We start from the raw sequence: 16,704 nt of genomic DNA, 5'->3' as shown, positions 1-16,704 counted from the left end.
CTGTACATACGCACTCCTCCTCAGTAAACAGTTAATAACCGGATACATATCGGTCGACTTCGTCCTCAGCCCTCTCAATCACTTGAATCAAAGTTATTTCAGGTTCCTCCTGTTTATATTGAATAGCCTTCTCACACGTACCTCCTACCCCTGCCCACTCCCAATACAGATGGATGTCTACGGACTCCAGAAAATATACAGATAAGGCTTCAATAGGATTTGCAACATACAAGTCCATAAATTCCTCGTCTGTAAGCTGATGATACCGAAGATATTCACCCTTCATATTGCAGAGTAGATTAAAAGTGTCTTGTTCGTTAATATAAATAGAACGGGCAATGAATTCATTGCGCCTTTCAACCGAGTTCAGTATGATTTGCATAGCGTTACGGATGTGCTCATCTTCGGGGCTGATATGAAACATTTGAATGAGATCGTTCGTGCTCAATTTGGGGTTAAACGGGGCTGGCTTTATGATTCGTGTCCACATATCAGTCTTTCCTGTCTCAAACACTTCAATAGCGTCCGAGACATTATAGCCAATCGTTTGCCATTTACGGTTCAGAGCATCAGTGATGTGATAATAATGTATCTCTTGGTCATCGCTCCCCACTTCTTGCGGCCAAACTGGTTCCATGCGAACAATGTCCAGAATGTGCTGTTTGTTGAGTTTGTTTCCTAGTGTAGTCATATGTATTTCCCCCGGTTCTTTTTGGTAAAATGGCAATAGTAAAGCCAAGGATATGATGCATATCCCCTTGTTAAGATAAATAGTATGTAAATCATTATTATACGTTCCTTAGTATATACTTTGGATAGTATAATGTCAACGGAGGTTTTAGATTTGCTGAAGGTTAAATTAAAGCTACATATTGTCATGAAAAATAAAGGGATCACTCAGACAAAGCTGTCTCAATTAACAGGAATCCGCCAAGCCACGATTTCTGACATGTGTCGTAATGCAAGACAAGAAATTAGCTTTCCCGTAATCGAAAAAATTGCTCATGCTTTGAATATTACGGATTTATCAGAATTAATCCAGTTAGAAGAAGAAAACTAATTGCTCTCAATTCAAGTTAGGAGATAAATCTAAGATGGAACTGATCATAAAACTTAAAGACGTTATGAAAGAAAGAGGCATCACTCAGTTACAATTAGCAAAAATGGCAAATGTCCGGCAAGCTGCAGTATCGGAATTATGCAGAAATGCTCGGGAAGAAGTGAATTTAGCTATGCTAACAAGGATCGCCATCGCTTTAGATATTAAGGACATATCAGAATTAATGCAATTCGATGAGACTGAGTAGAGAAATTATACAGGGATAACTGGAAGGATTAAATAAACTCCATGTGTGATGTAATTGAAGAAGCAGGCGTGTTATTAAATCAATTAAATTACTACTTTAGGATTATTCAAACTCAAATTGCAACGAGCAAGCCTAAAATGGCATTGCTCGACATTGAAGCATGAGAATCTTTTTCGGGATACTACTCAACACATTTCTTAATTGCAAGCATAGCTCTGATCTTTTACAAATCTCTTCCAGATCCACTCCCGTCATGCCCTCCGTTACTTGAGCAAAAATAGAAAACGAAACATACTCATCAGGCGCCACCAAGTATCATATTTCGGTAAAGTTAGTGAAAAATAAGTAAACACATCCAGATCTAAACAAGGATACTTTCTTCCTTTTTACTACATGTGTCGAGACGATAAAAAGGGATATATTCCTTTTTATTATATATATTACCTACACTATCAAAAGCCACTCTTTCTCACAACACCCCTTTTTCCAGATGATGCCCGTTCTCCCTTCACTTCACTTCTATTGATCCCACTGATTCCATATGAGCCTGTATTAATTTACCGGAATCCATGATCACGATTAAATCAGCCATGTTCTTGACTTTGAAAGGCAATTGCCCAAAATTACTATCAGCTTTCTACATTCCATTATTTAACATAGTAAATACACCAATCAATGGATCATTCTGTAAACTAAATCTCTCTTTTAACCGATAAATACATATGCTGGACTGTTTAATAAATATCACCTCTTGCCCTTTTGTACCTTGAATGAAAGCTTACTCGGAACATCTGTATCCGAATAAGAACGTTTTGTACCCAACAAACTCAGTGATACATATGGGTCTTAACTCAAAGTTGTATCCATCCATTTCTTCTATTCGTCAGACCCGAATTAAAAATGCTGCACTTTACTTTTGTAATCAGCCATCACATCTTAGAAAGGAGTCATGAACTCACTTGAGCGTATTGTCAGATGGAATCGGATATGAAAGCCTACGCTTTTATGGTCCCTTTCAGCCACAACATATTGAACAACTTCAAATAACACGTGCCATCAACGATCATACCTTTTTACATATCAGTGGTATGCTCTCCGAAGAACAGGGAGCCGCATGCATCGGACAAAATATGGAGCAAGAGCCGATTGTGATTCGTCAATTGGATGATCAGGGACAATCGCTGAGAAGACTGTTCCACGGGATCGTTACGCAAATGTCTGTGAATTGCACACGTGGAGTATATACCTTTGAACTGAAGGCTGCTTCCCATTCGTATCAGATGGATATCAAGCTGAAAAAACGTTCCTATCAGGATATTCACCGTACCTATGATGATCTGGTCACCGCGATGGTTCGAAAGTATCAGTATGGGGAGACGCCATTGATACCGTAACTAATTATGCCAAACTGGATACTTTTGTTTTACAATATGAGGAGACGGATTGGGCTTTTTTAAAGCGTCTTGCTTCCCGCTTTGGCTCCGTACTTGTGCCAGAGGTAACCGCAGCCTCACCCAAGGTTTTCTTCGGGATGCCAGAAGGCAAACAGCACAAAGTGGAACGGGATGTGTTTTATCGGGTACGGAAAACGTTTCATGAGCTGGATGCAGAAAAGCCCGGAGAACAACGTGCTGGCTCGTATGTCACCTATACAATTGAAAGTCTGCAATACTATGCGCTAGGAGATCTCATCACGTTACCCATCGGACAAGGCAAAGAGTTGGTCGTGGTTCGGGCAGTGACAACGTTAGCGGATGGATTACTGCGTACTCGTTATGATCTCCAAGCGGAACAGAATATTCGCTATGCCCGGTATGAAAACGATCAGGCCACCGGGATTTCGCTGACAGGAACGGTGCTCAAGATACAGCAGGATTTCGTACAGCTTCAACTCGACATCGACCCGAAGCAAGACCCTGCCAAAGCCTGCTGGTTTCCCGTGGCGACTCGATATGTGGCCGAAGAACATAGCGGTTGGTACGATATGCCTGAGATCGGGGAACAAGTAGAACTGTATCTGCCTACACACCGCGAACAGGATGCCTATGTAACGGATTCCCTCCGACAACAACGCCACGCTCATGGACAGCCGAATGTGAAGGCTTGGCAACATGTGCAAGGTAGCGGCGTAGAAATGTCTGAGCAAGAACTGACCCTTTCCACCTCGTATGGATTTTCAATTACACTAAATGAAGATGGTGGCATCACCATCAACAGTCCGGGGGATGTACAGATTCAGGGTGGTCATGTGAAGCTGGATGCAGGTGAGGAACTGTCGTTAGAAGCTGGAACAGCCCTTTATCTAAAAGGTGGAGCCAGCAGCATGGTGCTGGATGGTGAGACGGATACCCATGCTCCAGTGATATATCAGGAAGGTACAGTGAAAGCTCCTGTTTTCGTAGCTGACCTCCCTCCTGTCCCTGAACCGCCGTTAATGAGCATCAAAGCATATGAGGCCGCACAAACCGTAACAGCCAAGAGCAGCCAAGCCCCTACTCCTAAAGCAAAAGTTACGACTCCAGCAGCGCTTCAACAGGCCAATGCTTTGTTGGGTATGGTATCCAAGCTATTAGGCTCCATTCCCATAGTTGGGAACGTAGCCAGTGTAATGTTGAATACTGTTGGTGGGCCAGCAGGTAAAGTGGCGGCAACGGTGTTACAAGCAACTGGAGCCATCCCTATTCGTAGTAAAGGAACTCCTACAGTTGGAGGAAGCGGTAAAGGAAGCGGAGTTCATCCGTTGAAATATTTGGCTGGTTTAGCCCTTGAGGGACTGATTAGTCATTATGAGCATGAGCAAGCTAAACAAGCTTACTATAGCAAGTGGATTTTAGGAAAAGCATATACGAGTGCGCGTCATGTAGCGAATTCTGGAGGCCCACTGGAGCTGGTTCAGAACCTGCTGAAAGAGTCGAATGCTATGGCTCATGCCTATCAGCAGATTCCTGTGGAATTGAGACAACGCTGGAGAGCAAATTATGACAGCTACATGGCACAACAACCGAAACCACAAGTTGAGGAGCCTAAGTCCTTGTGGGATCGTTATCTAGATCATACGGGTAATGGTGAGATGGTAAAAGGCCAAATAGCCATGGAGCAGGCACATGCATCTAAAAAATCAGCAAACAGCCTAGTTGAATTATACAAAGGCATAGAGCAGGCTAATAACGTAAGGTACCAAAATCAAGGAAACTCCATTGGTGAATTTTTAGATTATTGGTCATTTGGTATACCTAAAGGATTGTATCAAGCCTATATGGAGCGTGCACGTAATCAAGGTAACTCTGGTAGTGACGCTATCAATTTTGGTACATTTGGAATAACAGAGGCTATACGTGGAGCTGTGACACCTGAAGATCCTTTGTCACCAGACCATTGGTCCAATATCATTAGTGTAGCAGCGATCGTTGAGGGAGCCGGTTCATTTTTCAAGCCGAAAACCATACTAAATTCACCAGTTAAAGAACCTGTTCATCCAGGCCCTAAAATCATAAATGAAAAAACAGAGTCACCCCAACTCTCAAATCTGAAGCCTAATAAAGAGATAGAGATTGAGGGAGTGGGGAAAATTACTAATGTTGGTCGCATAGTTAAGGATGGAAATAAGACGAAATATACAAACCCTGCTGGTAATGAATTAACTTGGGTTGACCAACATCCGAAAAATATTAATCGGGATATTGATAATGCTCTAGATAGTTCAAACGTTGGTAAAGCAACTGAGGCAAAGGTTGCAGATTTTGTAAGAAAAGAAAAAGAAGTAACAGGGTTTGGACAGAAAGTTTTAAAAGATAATGGTGAAGCTGCTGGTGACTTAGATGTAGTTACAAAAGATGCGATTATCGAAGTCAAAGCATCAATTAAAGCGGTAAAGGACGACCAATTTAATAAGTTGACTCATACAAACCAGGACTATTTCTTTAATCCCGATAAGAAAAATGTTATTTTGTATATTGATAAACCTATGACTAATCTAGGACCTGAACACAAAATAATGCTAGAAAACATTAAATCTAAAGGAGTTACTATTGTTAACTCATTAGATGAGTTGAAGGAGGTTTTAAAGTAGAATGGGAACGTCAGCCTATATATTAATGAGTAAAAAAAAATATTCGCCTGAGCGACTTTTAGCTGATTCAATTATTTCTACTTTTCATGCAGATGTGATGCTGAACTTTCATAACAGTAAAAATTTTGGAAATAATGGACAACTTCTTTCTACAACATTGAATATCAATGATAGAATGGTACGAGAAAATAATTATTCGTTTATTTTTTATGTGGATTCAACGGATAACCCAAATCTTAATTTTTACTATAACGAAGATGTAGGCCTAGATTCTAATAATAAACTATACCAAGTAGGATGTATTGAGGATGTTTATGGTGTTGAAGCGTTAGTATTCCGGTTCATTTATGAATACCTCAAATTAAACTCAGATGATTATTTCTGGGTTGCAGATTATGATTGGGTTTACAGTTGGGAGGATATGCAGAAATTAAAATCCCAACCCTATGACCCAGACTGGTGTTATAAAAATCCAAAACTAATTTTCTAATGGTCAAAAAAATGTGAGTTTTAAAAAAACAAAGAATCATTCAATACAACCAACCATACTCTAAAAAACTTGACAAGAACACTTGAGAAGCTTTCAAAAGCTTATTCCAAACTTGAACCTTAAGTGAGGAATGAGCTTTTTGGCATGCCCAAGCTCAAAGGAGGAAGAAATAACCTCAATACTCTAAAACAATAACTTGCCATCCCTCCCCATCAGAGTTAACATACACACACTTCAACAACGGGAGGGGAAATGCGCTATGTCAAAATGGCCAGATTGGTTTCAAGAAGCATTACGCCAACGTTTTTATCAGTTGGAATTAGCCAGTGAGCAACAATCTTCTTGTTCATCAGAAGATGAGTATCTATTCACCAAAATGGATCAATTCAAGATTAACCAAGACGAGGATATCCAACATCTGTTATCTGAATGAGAAGAAGCCATAGGCTATCAACTAAGTCAGGAAACGCAAGCTGGAGGATGGAGACATCGACCATCTTATTTTTTTCATGCGGAACCCTTTCTTGTACTATTATTATAGAAAAATAATCCTTTCATCGTTCCGTTTCCTTTGAGAACATTATTCCGTCTACCTTAATAAAACCAATCCCTTAAGGAGTGATTCATGAATGAGAAAGATACTTGTATTAGGTGGAACGCGCTTTTTTGGCAAAAGGCTGGTGGAACGTCTGGTGGAGGATTCCGAGAACAACGTTACGATCCTCACGAGAGGTCAAACAAGCGATTCGTTCGGTGAGAGCGTTCAGCGGATTATTGCAGATCGTAACGATGCGGAAGCGTTGGCTGAGGCGGTAGGTGAGCAGGTTTGGGATGTTGTCTACGATAATATTTGCTTTTCTCCAGATGAAGCCAGAGAAGCGTGCCGCATTTTTGATGCTAAAGCCAAACGGTATATTCTGACCTCCAGCTTATCCGTCTACGATCCAGGTCCAAAAGTGCTGACCGAGAGTATCTTCGATCCTCAGGCTTACCCGGTTCGCAAAGGCAGACAGGGCGATTTTACATATCAGGAGGCTAAACGGCAGGCAGAAGCGGTTTTCATGCAACAAGCTACGTTCCCGGTTGCCGCTGTTCGTTTTCCGATTGTATTAGGAACAGATGATTATACGAGAAGACTTCATTTTCATATTGAGCATGTTCGTGATGGAATAAAAATAGGCATACCGAATCCGGCAGCGCACATCTCGTTTATCCGTTCTGATGAAGCCGCAGATTTTCTGCTTTGGCTTGGTCAATCTCATTTGACAGGACCCGTAAATGCTTGCTCCGACGGTACTGTGAAGATTGGAGAACTCATTTCCACCATTGAGCAGGTAACTGGAAAACAAGCCGTGATTCAAGAAAAAACAACGGACGAGCATATGTCTCCATTCGGTATTACACAATCGTGGTATATGGATACGACCAAAGCCCGGTCAGATGGGTACTCGTTCCTTTCCCTGACCGAATGGCTTCCCGAGCTGATCACCAACCTGAACCGTTCCTATGAATCATAAAAGTAACTTGTAACTCGCAAGCAGCTACAATAGAAACAAGGCAAAAAAAGAGGACCCGAAGCTTCGGGTCCCATCTATATATATCAATCAAAAGGGGGTCATGTCTATCTTGTACCCGTCCTATGTTAGAGTTATTTTACAGTTATGTTTCATCTTTGTAACAAAATAAAATACAAACAAAACCAACACAGGCAAGAAGTCCGCTCGCTGCAACAGAAATCGAAAATGCCCTGATATAATCCGACAGTGCGCTTCCGAAAGTGTATGCCTGAGCGAAGAAGAGAACAAAATACCGATTAAAGCAACGCCCAACGAATTAGCCAAATACATAGAGGTTGTGAACAAGCCTGAGCCTGTCCCTGCATCTTCAGCCGATACTGTGCCAAGGACGACATTGGCCAGTGGCGTTGTAGCCATCCCCAGCCCCAAACCATATATGCCTAATATCATGATGTTTTGAATATGAAACAAATGGATAGCATCCATATGCAGCGATCCAATAAGTAAAAAGCTGCTAACTCCCATCGTCAGCGTACCTGATTTTAGCACCGCTCTCCCCCACCTTTTAACCAACCTGGATGATAACAGCGAGGTAAGAAAAAAGCCAACACCCAGCGGTAAAAAGACCATACTCGTGGATTGAACACTGTAGTGCAACCCGGATTGTACATAGTAATTCAATATGATGAATAACGAATTCACGGGCCGTATTCAGCTTTGAAATATCTTCACGACTTATAAAATGACTTGCTCCCATCGTTTCAATGTCCGTCTATCTCTCCACATAAAGCAATAAACTCCATAGCCTTGCTTTCCATGTATAACCGCTTCATCCTCCCAATATAGGTGCAATTTATCATGTCAAAAACACATTTGTGCATCGCTGACATGTCTGCGTATGAATGAATACTCCCTCTGTGACGCTGTAGCTATGTTTCCATCCTGTGCTTTTCTGTGATATCTCCAGCATAATGAAAAAGCTCTTGTGGCGATAACCGTATTTCCAGCATTTGATGGCGAATACCAGCCTTCTTTTTCTTTATGATGAACACAGCCATCCACAAGTTCAGTGAATTGGTCAAACAGATGATGAATGTCGGTACTACATATATTCAAAGCCAATATCAGCCCTTCTTTCCTGTCCGGTCCCTATATGATAACAAAAAAAGAGGACCCGAATCATCGGGCCCAGCAACATATATTATTCAAAAGGGGGTCATGTCTGTATTGTACCCGTCCTGTGTTAGAGTTAGTTTGCAGTTATATTTCATCTCTGTAACAAAGTATTCCTTTTCCATTTCTATGCATAATCCCCTTGGGTAATCGAGAACACCAATACACTCGGCACTTCTCCTGAATGATCATAGGCACTGATTGTGCGCAGCTGGCGCATCTTATTTTTGATCAGCACACGCACAGAAGCCTGATTATCCTCTTGGCAACGACCCTCGATCCGCTTGAGCTTTAAAGCACCAAAACCAAATCTCAGCATTTCCTCCACGACCTCTGTAGCCAGCCCTTGTCCCCAGAAAGGACGGTCCAAAATATAGCCTAGCTGCGCCTCCCCTGCTTTTTCATTCCATTGCTGGAATGAAGCGATACCGAGCAGCGGCGAGTGGCTGCGTTCATTGAGTTCATTAAGTTCGCCAGGTTCGTTGTTTGCTGCTGTATTTCCCCCCTGCCATTCCACCGCAAAATGCAGGGAATCCAGGGAATCCGCAGCTACTCTGATTTGCGCTACCAGACGCCGCATCCGCGCATCGGCTGGCTTGCGAATCCGGTTCACATACCGGATAACCAATGGATCGGACAGCATCCGTTCCAGCGCGGGGTAATCCCTTGCTTGTAGCTGGCGCAACCGGACACGGTCGGTATAAAGCTCCGGTAGCCCTGACCCTGAACGAAGCATTTCTCTGGTCAGCACAATGATCCCTCCTGCGGATGGATTGGCTTTTTGCAGCGAATAGGTTGCACACTCAATCCAGGTCCTGAATTCCCCGGTAAATGCCTGTGCGCAACTCACGGATATAATACGGCAAAGAAGGTACGTCTGCTTCCTCAGCCTGTCTCACCGCCAGCTCAATATCATAAGGCACACGTACAAACTGGATAGAAAAAGGGGTAGGACTCTCTTCTCCCATGTTCCCCTCCAAAATGCAGTAGGAAGCCTGAGTTACATCCAGCGGATTGCCAACACTGCCGACATTAAAAAGCGTTTTGCCCTGAAAATGCTGTATAAAGGCATTATGCACATCTCCATACCCCACGACATCCGGGGCAAAAGCAACTTCTCCACTTTCCTCGGCCAACGGGTCGAACATGGCGAGTCTTTTCTCCGGCTCATCCCATGGCTGCACGCGATGATATACACTTTGCGGCGAAGCATGCACCAGACGGATACGACGTCCACTCATCCTGAAATCATGATGAAACGGTAGCTCTGCCAAATACTGTAGCCGTTCTGTGCCCAGGCGCTCGGCTTGCCAGCTAAAATTGAGATCATCCGTAATGCTAACCAGCTCATCCCAATTGCCACGCACCACCACCTCGCAATGTTGACGGACAGCCTCCAGAACCTCGCACGGGCTAGGCCCTTTGCCGATCAGATCGCCCAAACAAAACACACGACTAATCCCTCGGGAAGCAATATCCTCCAGCACCGCCTCGCAGGCAGGCCAATTGCCATGTATATCTGAAATGACAGCAATACGATCCATCTGAATATCACTCCTTTGTCCGAAACAGCTACATACTACACTAAACCCTTTTTATGTGAGGATTTTAAATAATCCTGATAGTAGTTACAAGCCGATGCTGATGAAGGTAAACATATAATAGCCTATTGACCGGATTTCAGTGTAATGACACTCAGCTCCGGCCTGCACAGCACACGAATCGGCAGCTTGGTCATACCAATGCCTCTGCTGACATACAGCGGCATTCTGTCGGTCCCTACATGAAATAATCCCTGAATGTACTTGCGTCCACCCGGAGGCGGCATCGGCGCTCCCATGACAGGCAAGCGCACCTGTCCTCCATGCGTATGCCCCGACAGCTGAAGATCAAAGGACATTCTCGCCGCCACATCCGCATAATCCGGCTCATGCATAAGCAGAAGCTTGCACATCTCATCAGGTAGTCCGTGGATGGCACGCCGTGGATTGGGTTTGCCCATAATGTCATCCTCTAAACCGACAATCGCCATTCGCTGTCCTGCTCGCTCCACAATCACGTGTTCATTTCTCAGCAACGTAAACCCGGTTTTCGGATATAGCTCCTGTACCCCGGCTGGTAAACCTCTATAATCGTGATTGCCGAGAATGGCGAATTTGCCGAGTGTGGCGTGCATAGAGGCCATGACCGGAACAGCAGCTTTCATAGATACGGCATAATCATCCACAATATCACCTGTAAAACAAAGCAAATCCGGCTCCAGTCCTGCAATCCGATCCGCAAGCTCCCGCAGGTCCTGCTCATCCATGTGAAAGCCCAAATGTACATCACTAAAATGCACCACCCTGATGCCGTCAAAAGCCAACGGCAGACGGGGCAAAGCTAGTGTGAAACGTGTAATCTCCAAATGATTAGGCTCCCATAAGGAAGCGTATCCTCCAGTCAAAAGCGCGGTTCCGGCTGTCGCTAAAGCGGCTTTTTTCAAAAAACGGCGGCGCGAAGGATTGGCTGGCTCATTTGAAATGGAACGCCGCGAAGAACCGGGAGGGATAGCTGCCTCATCGTGTGAGCCATCCTGACTCTCGCGGCGGGTTTGCGGCGTCTTCTCCATATGCGTGCCCCCTTGCTATCTATTCAACTATTGTACAGTTCAGATATCTCATGATTCAAATGTTCAAATATCTCACGCTTTTAGCCCTCTAGCGGTTGGTGGCTAACCATCGTTCTGCATAGTCTACCAAATCGCGCTGCCTCGCTAAAAAACAGAAGGCCTCTCCAATGTTGACCCGTGTAAAGCACGCAGGGCAATCCCGTTCAAAGTCATGGCCCAGCTGCTCAAAATCATCTGAGGTAATATTAAAATCCTGAAAAGTGACCCATGCTCTCTCCCCGTCCACCATCATCGGGGCCTGATGGGTCGATTCTTCACGTCCATTGTACGCCGTGCGGTATTCCGCCAAATGAAAGGACGTGTTGCTCTCATGTCCGCAGCCCAGCAACAGCACGAAGGCGTCTGCCTCATATAGCTTCGCCAGTGGCGAATGTTCACCCAGCCCGAAATCAGGCTCATGCCCTTCCAGCAAGTGTGAAGCCGCAGGTCCACGGGCCGCAAACGAAACATGCGGGTGTCCGCTGCGCAATGTTCCCGGCAGGCCACGGAACGTTTCCACAATGACACCCATCCCCCCGGTCAGTGTCCAGGCCGGATCATAGACGGGCATTTCCTCGCGTACAAGATCCCACCATGACTCATCCAGAGGCGGGTTCATCCATGTCGACGGATCGGTCAGATCATGGGATTGCGTCGGCGTGACCAGCGTCCCTTCCGGACCAATGGCTTCGGTTAACGATGCAAGAATGGCAGAGGCCCCGCCCGGAACAAAACTGCCGAAGCTGCGCATCGACGAGTGCACAAGCAGCGTCATGCCTTTTTGAACTCCTAGCTCCTTTAATCCCTTCAACACATCCGACCCGGTAACAGGCCGTCGCGTCATCGGTTGTACAGCCACCTGTCCAGCCTCCTTTTCTCCAAAAACGATACACAATACCATAATTATACCATAACTGCTGCCCCACTCTCCTCCCTCCACGATAACTCCGATCTGTCCTGAGCACAAAAAACAGGCTTTCTCCGGTTCAGGGAAAAAGCCTGTTTTTGTATAAAGCATTCACTGACGAGTGCTATACGGTCAACCAGCGCTTGAACATATGCTTGGTCGTTTGCTTGTTCATTTCGGCAATGGAGGTTGTCAACGGAATGCCCTTCGGGCAGGAACGTACGCAGTTTTGCGAGTTACCGCAGCCCTCCAGCCCGTCGTCCGTCATCAACGCATCCAGCCGCTCCTCCTGATTCATTTCCCCAGTTGGATGGCTATTGAACAGACGAACCTGAGATATCGCCGCAGGTCCAATGAATGTCGTTTTCTCGTTAACATTCGGGCAAGCTTCCAGGCAGACACCGCAAGTCATGCACTTGGACAGCTCATACGCCCATTGACGCTTCTTCTCTGCCATTCTGGGGCCTGGGCCCAGATCGTAGGTGCCGTCAATTGGAATCCATGCTTTGACCTTCTTGAGCGCGTTAAACATCCGGCTGCGGTCGATGACCAAATCCCGCACAACCGGAAACGTGCTCATCGGCGCGATGGTAATCGGCTGCTCCAGCTTATCCACAAGCGCGGCACAGGCCTGACGCGGCTTGCCGTTAATCACCATGGAGCAGGCTCCGCACACTTCCTCCAGGCAGTTCGACTCCCAGCATACCGGGGCTGTCTCTTTACCATGGCTGTCCACCGGGTTACGCTGAATCTCCATCAACGCACTGATTACATTCATCCCCGGTCGATAAGCCAACTCAAATTCTTCCGTATATGGATTCGCATTAGGTTCATCCTGACGGGTCACAACGAACTTCACGGTTTTATCCGATTTCACTGCTTGCTCCGACATCTAATACACTCCCTTCTGTATCTTCCTTTTACTTGTTCTTGGAGTAATCCCGAATACGCGGCTTGATCAACGAAACATCTACCGCTTCATACGAGATTTGCGGTCCTTCCGGTGTCCAGTCCGCAATCGTCGTTTTCAGGAAATCCTCATCGTTACGGTCCGGGAAGTCAGGTTTGTAGTGGGCTCCACGGCTTTCGTTACGCAGCAGCGCTCCTTTAGTCATCGCTTCGGCCAGCTCCATCATATTCCACAGCTGACGTGTGAACGCCGCACCCGCATTGTTCCAGCGCGAAGCATCATTAATGTTAATGTTGGAATAACGCTCCTTCAGCTCCTTAATCTTGTGGATCGTAGCTTCCAGCTTGTCATTATAACGAACCACGGTCATGTTATTCGTCATCCACTCGCCCAGTTCTTTATGAAGGACATAGGCATTTTCTTTCCCGTCCATATGCAAAATACGCTCATACTTCTCTGTCTGCTGGTTGACCGCCGCATCGAACACGGAGGAAGCTACATCCTGCGCGGATTTTTTCAAGCCTTTAATGTATTCCACAGCCTTTGGTCCAGCCACCATCCCGCCATAAATGGCTGACAGCAGCGAGTTGGCACCCAAACGGTTCGCTCCGTGATACTGGAATTCACATTCCCCGGCGGCAAACAGTCCCGGAATATTCGTCATCTGATTGTAATCGACCCACATGCCGCCCATCGAATAATGCACAGCCGGGAAGATTTTCATCGGTATTTTACGCGGATCGTCACCGACGAATTTTTCATAAATTTCAATAATACCGCCCAGCTTCACGTCCAGCTCTTTCGGGTCCTTGTGGGACAGATCAAGGTACACCATGTTCTCGCCATTAATGCCGAGCCCATCATCGACACATACACTGAATATTTCACGTGTCGCAATATCACGAGGGACCAGATTTCCATAAGCCGGATACTTTTCTTCGAGGAAATACCACGGCTTGCCGTCCTTGTATGTCCAGATACGGCCGCCCTCTCCCCGTGCCGACTCAGACATCAGACGCAGCTTGTCATCCCCAGGAATAGCCGTCGGATGAATCTGGATAAACTCGCCGTTGGCATAGCGTACGCCCTGCTGATATACCGCCCCGGCAGCCGTACCGGTATTGATCACGGAATTCGTGGTTTTACCGAAAATAATGCCAGGTCCGCCCGATGCCAAAATAACTGCATCCGCTGCAAAAGTCTTCACTTCCATCGTGCGCAAATCCTGCGCACAGATGCCGCGACAGATACTCTCATCATCTAGTACAGCCTGTAAAAACTCCCAGTTTTCATACTTGGTCACCAAGCCTTCGGATTCCCAGCGCCGTACCTGTTCATCAAGTGCGTACAAAAGCTGCTGCCCTGTCGTCGCTCCAGCAAAGGCGGTCCGATGATGCTGCGTACCCCCGAAGCGGCGGAAATCCAGCAGTCCTTCCGGTGTCCGGTTAAACATGACACCCATACGGTCCATGAGATGGATAATTCCCGGAGCCGCTTCGCACATCGCTTTTACCGGAGGCTGGTTTGCCAGAAAGTCCCCGCCATAGACCGAATCGTCAAAGTGAATCCAGGGTGAGTCACCTTCACCCTTCGTATTCACCGCGCCGTTGATGCCGCCTTGAGCACAAACGGAATGGGACCTTTTGACCGGAACCAAAGAAAATAAATGAACGTGAACTCCTACCTCTGCCGCCTTGATCGTAGCCATTAGACCCGCAAGACCGCCGCCCACGACAATGATGTTGGATGCTGCCATTTCTGCTCACTCCTTTTTTTCAGGATTTTAGCCAAATCCCCTTTTACCATAAGAAATAGAATCTGCAAACGATGTATTGCAAACACGTAAAGTGTGCATTCATTTTTTACAGTAGCTGTTGAATAGCACTGCTTTGTATCAAGGCGGTTGCCGTTTCCTGGAATTCCGCGCTGCGGAATGCCAACAGGGAAGCGATGAAGCCGATGGATACAACCACGAACAAGGTCATGCAGATATAGGAGGACACTTTTTGTGCACGCGGTCCCACCGTAATCCCCCAACTGACCATAAAAGCCCATAGTCCGTTAGCAAAGTGAAAGGATGCCGAAACAACACTGATTAAATAAAGGATAAAATAAACCGGATTCGTTACAATGCCATGCATCACGCCGCCTAGCTGCTCATGTGTTACATTACCCAGAGCCACCTGAAAACGTGTATCATATACGTGCCAGATAATGAATACGAACGTAATCACACCGGAAATGCGCTGAAACAGAAAGCGCCAGTTACGCGAATAGCCAAAATTTTTGACATTCGGATCAGCCTGGTAAGCGATATACAAGCCATAGATTCCATGGAACAGCAATGGTAAGTAAATAAATAACGTTTCAAGCACAATAACAAGCGGTAGACCATTCAGGAAGGCCACGCTGCGATTGAATCCTTCCTTGCCGCCCTCCACCGCTGTGAAGTTGGTCACCAAATGCTCTACAAAAAACAGAGCCAGCGGGATGACGCCAAGAAGCGAGTGCAGCTTTCTGGAATAAAATCCTCTCATCTAGGTAATGCTCCCTTCTCCCAATAATAGCGTTTTCAATAGTAATATAACATATGAAATGACAGTTTCCGACAGGAAATGTCCAACAAGGTGTTCCTTAAAAGGGAAAACAAAAGTGTGAACATCTTGTGTCGCTTTCATGTTACTCCTTTTCGGCTTATAATGGAATTGCAATATACGTATTAATTGTTATGTCTTTTTTGCATATAGAGAGGAAGTGGATGATTTGTTTGAGGATTTGAACGCTTTTGCTGTCATTGTCGAGCAATCCAGCCTGAATAAAGCCTCCAAGCTGCTTAATCTGTCCCAGCCGGCCCTGTCCCGCAAAATCGCCAAGCTGGAGGAAGAGATGGGTGTGAACCTCTTTGATCGGAGGGGCAAACGACTCGAAATTACGTCGACAGGCCGATTTGTATATACCTTCGCACTGGAGCAACGGCAACGGCAGCTCCGCTTTTTGCAAAAGCTGTCCCAGCACAAAAACGAAGCCCAGAGCATGCTCACACTGGGCGCGAGTCTGACGACACTCCAAACGACGCTACCTACCCTCGTTGAAGCTTTCATGAGCAAGCATCCCCAAACCGAGCTGAAACTACTCACGGGCAAAACCCATGAAATCGTCGCTTTTGTACGCGACAAAAAAGCAGACGCCGGTATTGTCGGGTCTGCCATTCATGAGGCCGGACTGCGTTGCATTCCGCTGTTTGATGATCATTTGGAGCTAGTCGTTCCGATCGGACATGAATTAACGATGAAGACGGGAACGGCCTCGATGAAAGACCTGCAAGGACTGCCAATGATTATTTTTTCCAAGGGAACCTGGTATCGCAGTCTTACAGATGACCTGTTCCAGCGCAGCGGCATCATGCCGGATATCCGTATGGAAATCGACTCGTTCGAGGCGATTGTGCGCCTGCTGCCGACCTGCAAGGCTTCCGCATTGCTGCCCAAATCCTACTTGCGCAGCGAGCTGCTTCGGGATAATGGGCTAACCGCGCTGTACTTGCCCGATCTGAAGGAGACACGACGCACCACCTCCCTTATCTACTCGGAGACAACCGATCTGGGGCCGACAGCACGGCGCTGGATCAGCGAGACACGTGCATCGTTTGCAGGCTATCGTATGGTGTAGCTGAGAACAGCT

At 46.0% G+C, this 16,704-nt stretch carries 15 protein-coding genes and 1 pseudogene; 7 read left to right on the top strand and 9 right to left on the bottom strand.

The window, feature by feature from the left end:
* Nucleotides 1-31 precede the first annotated feature (31 nt).
* The gene (locus ABH897_RS17990; protein ID WP_283653148.1) at nt 32-691 is read right to left on the bottom strand and encodes a hypothetical protein; all 660 of its coding nucleotides are present in this window, start codon (nt 689-691) and stop codon (nt 32-34) included.
* A gap of 153 nt (nt 692-844) precedes the next feature.
* On the opposite strand from ABH897_RS17990, the gene ABH897_RS17985 reads away from it, so the two are divergent.
* From ABH897_RS17985 to ABH897_RS17960, 6 genes and pseudogenes are all read left to right on the top strand, one after another.
* On the top strand, nt 845-1,060 hold the full coding sequence (locus ABH897_RS17985; RefSeq protein ID WP_283653149.1) for a helix-turn-helix domain-containing protein: 216 nt from the start codon (nt 845-847) through the stop codon (nt 1,058-1,060).
* A gap of 34 nt (nt 1,061-1,094) precedes the next feature.
* Nucleotides 1,095-1,307, top strand: coding sequence for a helix-turn-helix domain-containing protein (locus ABH897_RS17980; RefSeq protein ID WP_283653150.1), 213 nt, complete (start codon nt 1,095-1,097; stop codon nt 1,305-1,307).
* Between the two features lie 959 nt (nt 1,308-2,266).
* Nucleotides 2,267-5,376: pseudogene (locus ABH897_RS17975) on the top strand (contractile injection system protein, VgrG/Pvc8 family).
* Between the two features lies 1 nt (nt 5,377).
* Nucleotides 5,378-5,866, top strand: coding sequence for a hypothetical protein (locus tag ABH897_RS17970; protein WP_283653152.1), 489 nt, complete (start codon nt 5,378-5,380; stop codon nt 5,864-5,866).
* Nucleotides 5,867-6,125: 259 nt separating this feature from the next.
* The gene (locus tag ABH897_RS17965; RefSeq protein ID WP_283653153.1) at nt 6,126-6,299 is read left to right on the top strand and encodes a hypothetical protein; all 174 of its coding nucleotides are present in this window, start codon (nt 6,126-6,128) and stop codon (nt 6,297-6,299) included.
* 196 nt (nt 6,300-6,495) lie between these two features.
* On the top strand, nt 6,496-7,383 hold the full coding sequence (locus ABH897_RS17960; RefSeq protein ID WP_404592529.1) for an NAD(P)H-binding protein: 888 nt from the start codon (nt 6,496-6,498) through the stop codon (nt 7,381-7,383).
* Between the two features lie 120 nt (nt 7,384-7,503).
* On the opposite strand, the gene ABH897_RS17955 is transcribed toward ABH897_RS17960, so the two are convergent.
* The 8 genes from ABH897_RS17955 to ABH897_RS17920 all read right to left on the bottom strand — a co-directional run bounded on the left by ABH897_RS17955 (nt 7,504) and on the right by ABH897_RS17920 (nt 15,560).
* Nucleotides 7,504-8,064, bottom strand: coding sequence for an MFS transporter (locus ABH897_RS17955; RefSeq protein WP_404592528.1), 561 nt, complete (start codon nt 8,062-8,064; stop codon nt 7,504-7,506).
* 619 nt (nt 8,065-8,683) lie between these two features.
* Nucleotides 8,684-9,307, bottom strand: a complete 624-nt coding sequence (locus ABH897_RS17950; RefSeq protein WP_283653155.1) for a GNAT family N-acetyltransferase — start codon at nt 9,305-9,307, stop codon at nt 8,684-8,686.
* Between the two features lie 52 nt (nt 9,308-9,359).
* Complete coding sequence (locus ABH897_RS17945) at nt 9,360-10,100, bottom strand: metallophosphoesterase family protein (RefSeq protein WP_283653156.1); 741 nt, start codon at nt 10,098-10,100, stop codon at nt 9,360-9,362.
* Nucleotides 10,101-10,222: 122 nt separating this feature from the next.
* Nucleotides 10,223-11,167, bottom strand: a complete 945-nt coding sequence (locus ABH897_RS17940) for a metallophosphoesterase (RefSeq protein ID WP_283653157.1) — start codon at nt 11,165-11,167, stop codon at nt 10,223-10,225.
* A gap of 88 nt (nt 11,168-11,255) precedes the next feature.
* Entirely contained in the window at nt 11,256-12,065 is an 810-nt protein-coding gene (locus ABH897_RS17935) for an AAC(3) family N-acetyltransferase (protein WP_283653158.1), read from the bottom strand.
* Nucleotides 12,066-12,237: 172 nt separating this feature from the next.
* Complete coding sequence (gene sdhB / locus ABH897_RS17930; RefSeq protein ID WP_014277823.1) at nt 12,238-13,005, bottom strand: succinate dehydrogenase iron-sulfur subunit; 768 nt, start codon at nt 13,003-13,005, stop codon at nt 12,238-12,240.
* A gap of 28 nt (nt 13,006-13,033) precedes the next feature.
* Nucleotides 13,034-14,779, bottom strand: coding sequence for a succinate dehydrogenase flavoprotein subunit (gene sdhA, locus ABH897_RS17925; protein ID WP_283653159.1), 1,746 nt, complete (start codon nt 14,777-14,779; stop codon nt 13,034-13,036).
* Between the two features lie 106 nt (nt 14,780-14,885).
* On the bottom strand, nt 14,886-15,560 hold the full coding sequence (locus ABH897_RS17920) for a succinate dehydrogenase cytochrome b558 subunit (protein WP_283653160.1): 675 nt from the start codon (nt 15,558-15,560) through the stop codon (nt 14,886-14,888).
* A 226-nt stretch (nt 15,561-15,786) separates the two neighbouring features.
* Between ABH897_RS17920 and ABH897_RS17915 the strand changes: the two genes are divergently transcribed.
* Nucleotides 15,787-16,692, top strand: a complete 906-nt coding sequence (locus tag ABH897_RS17915; RefSeq protein ID WP_044645479.1) for a LysR family transcriptional regulator — start codon at nt 15,787-15,789, stop codon at nt 16,690-16,692.
* The last annotated feature ends 12 nt before the right edge of the window (nt 16,693-16,704 follow it).

Origin of the sequence: Paenibacillus sp. RC73, from assembly GCF_044908085.1 — a bacterium.
Classification (GTDB): domain Bacteria; phylum Bacillota; class Bacilli; order Paenibacillales; family Paenibacillaceae; genus Paenibacillus; species Paenibacillus terrae_A.
The sequence above is the reverse complement of the archived record's forward strand: the minus strand, read 5'-3'. Positions and strand labels throughout refer to the sequence as shown.